We start from the raw sequence: 4214 nt of genomic DNA, 5'->3' as shown, positions 1-4214 counted from the left end.
ACTCAAATTTATGAGTGATTTGGGTATCTTTTTGGTCGCTTTCAGATTGGGTAAGTCTCTTCCCTTTCGGGCTGCCCTGCGCTGTGAGTAAGGCTTTACGCCCCCATTCCAGTCTCACAACACTAATCAATTATTCCTTTTCCGCAGTTCTCCCTCTAGCAGCTACAAGAGAGCGGTTTTATCGTGCTTTCGCAAGTTTTGATTAGTGCCTTTACCTGCCACCTTTGGAACTTCCCTTGGTCGGTGGCTGATGCGCATCGCTCTGTCCAAAACATCTTGAGTCCAAACAGAGTGCAGGAATACTTGAAGTGCTTAAACGATATGGGCTATCATGAAAGGACTTACACAGGCCGTCAAACCGGTAAGTATTCCGATCAAAGCCGACCTTGCAGGGTCGGTTTTGTCACATCTGGGGATTGAGATTACAACCAAAGAGCTGGGATCTCAACGATCCTTTTCTAAGGTAATGAACGTCCTCAAGAAAAACGCCTCCCATTGGGAGGCGTTTTTCGTATCTGCCAGATGTAAAAAAGGTCGCCGGTTTGGGCAACCTTTTGCGTTCTATCGTTCAGTTCGCACAACGAGTGTTACGTTAAATTACTCATTACTTTCTTTTAAACCAAAGCAGTCCCACTCTATCAGCAATCGACTAAAATTATTTTTTGAAAGATATTTGGCATCTACACACTTACCATCATCATCGTACAGCACAAGGAAAAAAGAACTCGATTCTAGTGTACGACCTAACGAAAGCCATTGAGCAACAATTGTCTCGTAATGTTCTTGATATGATGCGATTTCAAAGCCTTTGTTATTCGATGTTTTAAAATAAATTTTTAGTTTCACGCTTTATCCCATTTATCTCATACACATCATATTTAAGACTAGGTTTGTGTGAGCAATTGAACGTTCTTAATAGACTTAGGCCAAAAAAAACCACTATATACGCAATTGAGCACTATTATAAAGTTACATGCATATCAACACTTTGTGAGTATTGCGTTATGGCTTTGTGTAAAATAAAAAAATACGACACTTTAGTAGATGCTCATACGATTAAACTTCTCGAAAATTTAACAATGGAAATTGGAAATGAAGAAGTTGCTCTACAAGTCACTATTTTGTCATTTGAAAAACTTTGGCATCAAATGGAAATGCATGGAGAGCCCAAAAACACATTTGAATGGCTTCAAATCGAAGCAAAGAAGCTCATAATTTAAAGCAACATAACGTTGTGGTGGTGATTATTATTCCTATTACGTTAAATAGCCGACTTAGCATCTCAAAACGCCAATCTGACGCTCTCAAAACGCTCCTGGAGCGTTTTTAAGCACTTATCCTTACCTAATTAGCCAGAAATCGGGCTGTAAGTTTGTGACGCTTTCAGAGCGATTTACAGGACAAAAAGTTCGCAGTTCGATTGAAACAAAAAACGCCCTCTAAGGGCGTTTTTTCTATGTTTTCATCTTATCGATGGCATCTTTGGTGATCAGCTCGTTAGCTATCTCTAAGTTCTCTTTGTACTTCTTCTCTTTGTACTTCTCATATTCAAATCGAGATAACGAACTTCTCGGATCGTACTCGTAACGCTGACAGAATTGCTCAAAAGTAACAGCTGCACTCATAGACACCTCTTAATCTTTAAACTGAAAACTTCGCATAAAGCTCTGGCTCTTTAGAGAGTAGAGTTAGGACTTTGCTTGCTAAACCTGTCGGATTTCTCCGTCCTTGCTCCCAACTTTTCACGGTATCAATACTCACATCCATCGCTTGTGCCAACTCTTTTTGGCTGACATCCAGTTGTGCTCGGATCGCTTTAACATCGGCAATCTCATAACGAGTGACATTCGCAGGAGTCTGCTCTCCTTTTGCAATCGCTTCGGCTTGCTTCATCGATGTATAAAGTTCATCAAAAATACTATTGCTCATTGTCATACTCTCTCTTAATCGACCTCGACACTTCTTTAAGGAGATTCTTCTCTTTCTGAGTTAAAGAGTCCTTTCTCCCTTTCTTGTACAGCAACACCAAATAGACAACATCAGGTTGGATCAGTAAGTAAATCGTTCGATAACCACCACTCTTACCTGTCGATTCTCCAGCAAGGCGAACTTTTCTTAGCCCTCCCGTTCCGACAATCAACGATCCCATTTCTGGGTTTTTGATGATGTCTGACTGCAACGCTCGAAACTCTTCATCCGTGAGCATCTCTTTTCGCTGAGATTCAAACAATGGCGTTTCAATAAACTCTAATGCGTAGCTAATAACCCGATCCTCTCCCAAAAGAATAGGAGTACATTGTACTCCTGGCAAGCGTATTTTCAAATGTATTAACGATTAAATCCGAAACCTCGACCTCTGCGATTTTGTCGTGCTAACGACTGCTCTTGCTGTATTGCTTTTCCAACGACTGGAGCTGCTGCGTCAAGTTGTTTACTTGCATGGTCAAGCTGCTCACACTGCTCTGTAAGCGTTGGTTCTCCTCGCTGCTCTGCTCGAATCTTTTCTCTAAATCCTTGTAGAGCTTCACGAACTCGCTGTGCTGCTCCTTGTGCTGCCTCTCTAAAACCTCGAAGGCGTGCAAAAGTTGTTTCTCTAGCTCGGTCATTTATTTCCTCTCCAACTTGATCAGCTCGTTCTTGCCATCGTTCATTGTCCACCCCTCCAGAATCGAGTAACCCTCTGGTATCACAATAAAACGTTCCCCTTTCTGGCTCTCGTACAGAGAAAGCCCCCAAGTCTTGTTCTGGAACTGCTCTAGGATCGCTTTTTGGCGGGCTATCTTTTTCTGATTGTCTAATATCGTCTGCCCTTGATACCAAGCGATCCCGTAACTGACGATCACCAAAAATAACAGGGTCACTGGCAACCAAATCCATGTTTTCATCACCAAGAGATTCAAACGTGATTGCTGCTCTTGGATGTCGTTTATGATTTTCTGCTCGCTTGATTTCAACGCATCTTGAATACGTTGTTCGTGCCTCTCGAAGTCTTTCTTTAGCGTTTGCTCGATAGCGTTGGCTTGCTTCTTCGATTGCGAATTGAAGTCCCTCGCCATATTCAAAATCTTGCTCATACAACAAACCTTTTAATCTTATGTTTCGTTTCCCACTTTCGGGATTCTTAATGCTGATGCTTTTAGCTGTCACTCTGGCAATCTCAAATCCTTTGCTTTCAAGCGCACCAATTACCCCTTTTCGACTACGGATCGCGCCTGATTGAGCAAGATTAAGTAGACCATCGGTAAGAAGTTGCTGAATCTCTTTTGCATCGGATGGAGTGTCTTTAGCACTCACCAAGCCTTGCTGATTAGCAGGGTCATCTGGGTCATGAAGCCCTAGTTCAAGATTCTTAATGGTGCGCCACGCATCGATACGAGGATTGTCTGCAAAGTGGTAGTAAGGTTGAAGTCGCTTGCCAGAATGAAGCTCAATATTTGGAATAACAAAATTCAGCTCTAACCGCCCTTTATCAAGATGCTCTACCCAAAGAATGGAGTATTGGTCTTTGTCTAAGCCTGGTAACAAAGCCTTTTCAAAATCAGCCATGAGGCGATCTTTAATCTCTTGTGATAAGTCCGTTTCAGCAAAACAGAGAAAGCCCGATGTGTACTTTTTGGCGTAAGGACTCGAATCAATGAGTGATTGAACTAAATCAGGATCGCCTTGATTGAGTGTCGCCCTCTCCCGATTTCTATCTTTCCCTAAGAGATAATCAACAGGGCCACTCCCAACGCCCTTACCTCTACGAGCGAACTGAACAATCATACTGAGATCTCATACTGTGCCATTATTTGCCCAAGCTGACGCTCGATTGCTGAAAGTTGAGCCAATACTTGAACCACATTCACGACATCATAATTCTGGGTATTCACTACTCTAGTGATCTGATTCAAGTTATTTCCAAGTCCAGATAACTGGCGCAATAATGCGGGGTCTACTTTAGGAACATTGGCTCTTTTAAGAGTCCGTTCCCCAAGACAAGTCTCTCTCACCCAAGGAGCTAATTCCGCACCATCACACCGATCTTTCAGAGCTTGAAGTTCAGTCTCAGTGACTCTGATCTTGATGGACTTTTCTCGTATTACTTTCTTCTTTTCAGTCATGGCAATTCTTTAGTTTGAGTGCTTTTAACTAGGGTTAAGGGAGCGTAGCGTCCCTTACAAGGCACAATGACAACGTAACGAAGTGGAGGGGTCTTTGTGTAGCCTTGCTTA

The 4214-nt window shown here is 42.5% G+C and carries 8 protein-coding genes; 1 reads left to right on the top strand and 7 read right to left on the bottom strand.

The window, feature by feature from the left end:
- Positions 1–597: 597 nt before the first annotated feature.
- Positions 598–846: a hypothetical protein gene (locus R7040_RS24205; protein WP_005398517.1), complete on the bottom strand. Its 249-nt coding sequence runs from the start codon at positions 844–846 to the stop codon at positions 598–600.
- Between the two features lie 158 nt (positions 847–1004).
- Between R7040_RS24205 and R7040_RS24200 the strand changes: the two genes are divergently transcribed.
- Positions 1005–1220 carry a hypothetical protein gene (locus R7040_RS24200; protein WP_031819061.1) on the top strand — a complete coding sequence of 72 codons (216 nt, stop codon included), beginning with the start codon at positions 1005–1007 and terminating at the stop codon, positions 1218–1220.
- A 234-nt stretch (positions 1221–1454) separates the two neighbouring features.
- On the opposite strand, the gene R7040_RS24195 is transcribed toward R7040_RS24200, so the two are convergent.
- The 6 genes from R7040_RS24195 to R7040_RS24175 all read right to left on the bottom strand — a co-directional run bounded on the left by R7040_RS24195 (position 1455) and on the right by R7040_RS24175 (position 4103).
- Positions 1455–1625 (bottom strand): hypothetical protein, encoded by a 171-nt coding sequence (locus R7040_RS24195; protein WP_005398424.1) that lies wholly within the window; start codon positions 1623–1625, stop codon positions 1455–1457.
- A gap of 16 nt (positions 1626–1641) precedes the next feature.
- Positions 1642–1929: a NadS family protein gene (gene nadS, locus R7040_RS24190; RefSeq protein WP_029946694.1), complete on the bottom strand. Its 288-nt coding sequence runs from the start codon at positions 1927–1929 to the stop codon at positions 1642–1644.
- Entirely contained in the window at positions 1919–2311 is a 393-nt protein-coding gene (locus R7040_RS24185; RefSeq protein ID WP_224723981.1) for a type II toxin-antitoxin system RelE/ParE family toxin, read from the bottom strand. Before R7040_RS24185 ends, nadS begins: the two co-directional genes overlap by 11 nt.
- Before the next feature lie 61 nt (positions 2312–2372).
- Positions 2373–2606, bottom strand: a complete 234-nt coding sequence (locus R7040_RS30640; RefSeq protein WP_169567099.1) for an MbeD/MobD family mobilization/exclusion protein — start codon at positions 2604–2606, stop codon at positions 2373–2375.
- Complete coding sequence (locus R7040_RS30635) at positions 2607–3056, bottom strand: MbeB family mobilization protein (protein WP_353616425.1); 450 nt, start codon at positions 3054–3056, stop codon at positions 2607–2609.
- Positions 3057–3761: 705 nt separating this feature from the next.
- Positions 3762–4103: a MobC family plasmid mobilization relaxosome protein gene (locus R7040_RS24175; protein WP_025607773.1), complete on the bottom strand. Its 342-nt coding sequence runs from the start codon at positions 4101–4103 to the stop codon at positions 3762–3764.
- Positions 4104–4214 lie beyond the last annotated feature (111 nt).

The organism is Vibrio sp. 1069 (assembly GCF_033340555.1).
The sequence above is the reverse complement of the archived record's forward strand: the minus strand, read 5'-3'. Positions and strand labels throughout refer to the sequence as shown.

Bases quoted from the DNA above. Each gene is read 5' to 3' on its own strand.
- R7040_RS24200 (WP_031819061.1), top strand. From the start codon at position 1,005: ATGGCTTTGTGTAAAATAAAAAAATACGACACTTTAGTAGATGCTCAT.
- R7040_RS30635 (WP_353616425.1), bottom strand. From the start codon at position 3,056: ATGGCGAGGGACTTCAATTCGCAATCGAAGAAGCAAGCCAACGCTATC.
- R7040_RS30640 (WP_169567099.1), bottom strand. From the start codon at position 2,606: ATGACCGAGCTAGAGAAACAACTTTTGCACGCCTTCGAGGTTTTAGAG.
- nadS (WP_029946694.1), bottom strand. From the start codon at position 1,929: ATGAGCAATAGTATTTTTGATGAACTTTATACATCGATGAAGCAAGCC.
- R7040_RS24175 (WP_025607773.1), bottom strand. From the start codon at position 4,103: ATGACTGAAAAGAAGAAAGTAATACGAGAAAAGTCCATCAAGATCAGA.
- R7040_RS24195 (WP_005398424.1), bottom strand. From the start codon at position 1,625: ATGAGTGCAGCTGTTACTTTTGAGCAATTCTGTCAGCGTTACGAGTAC.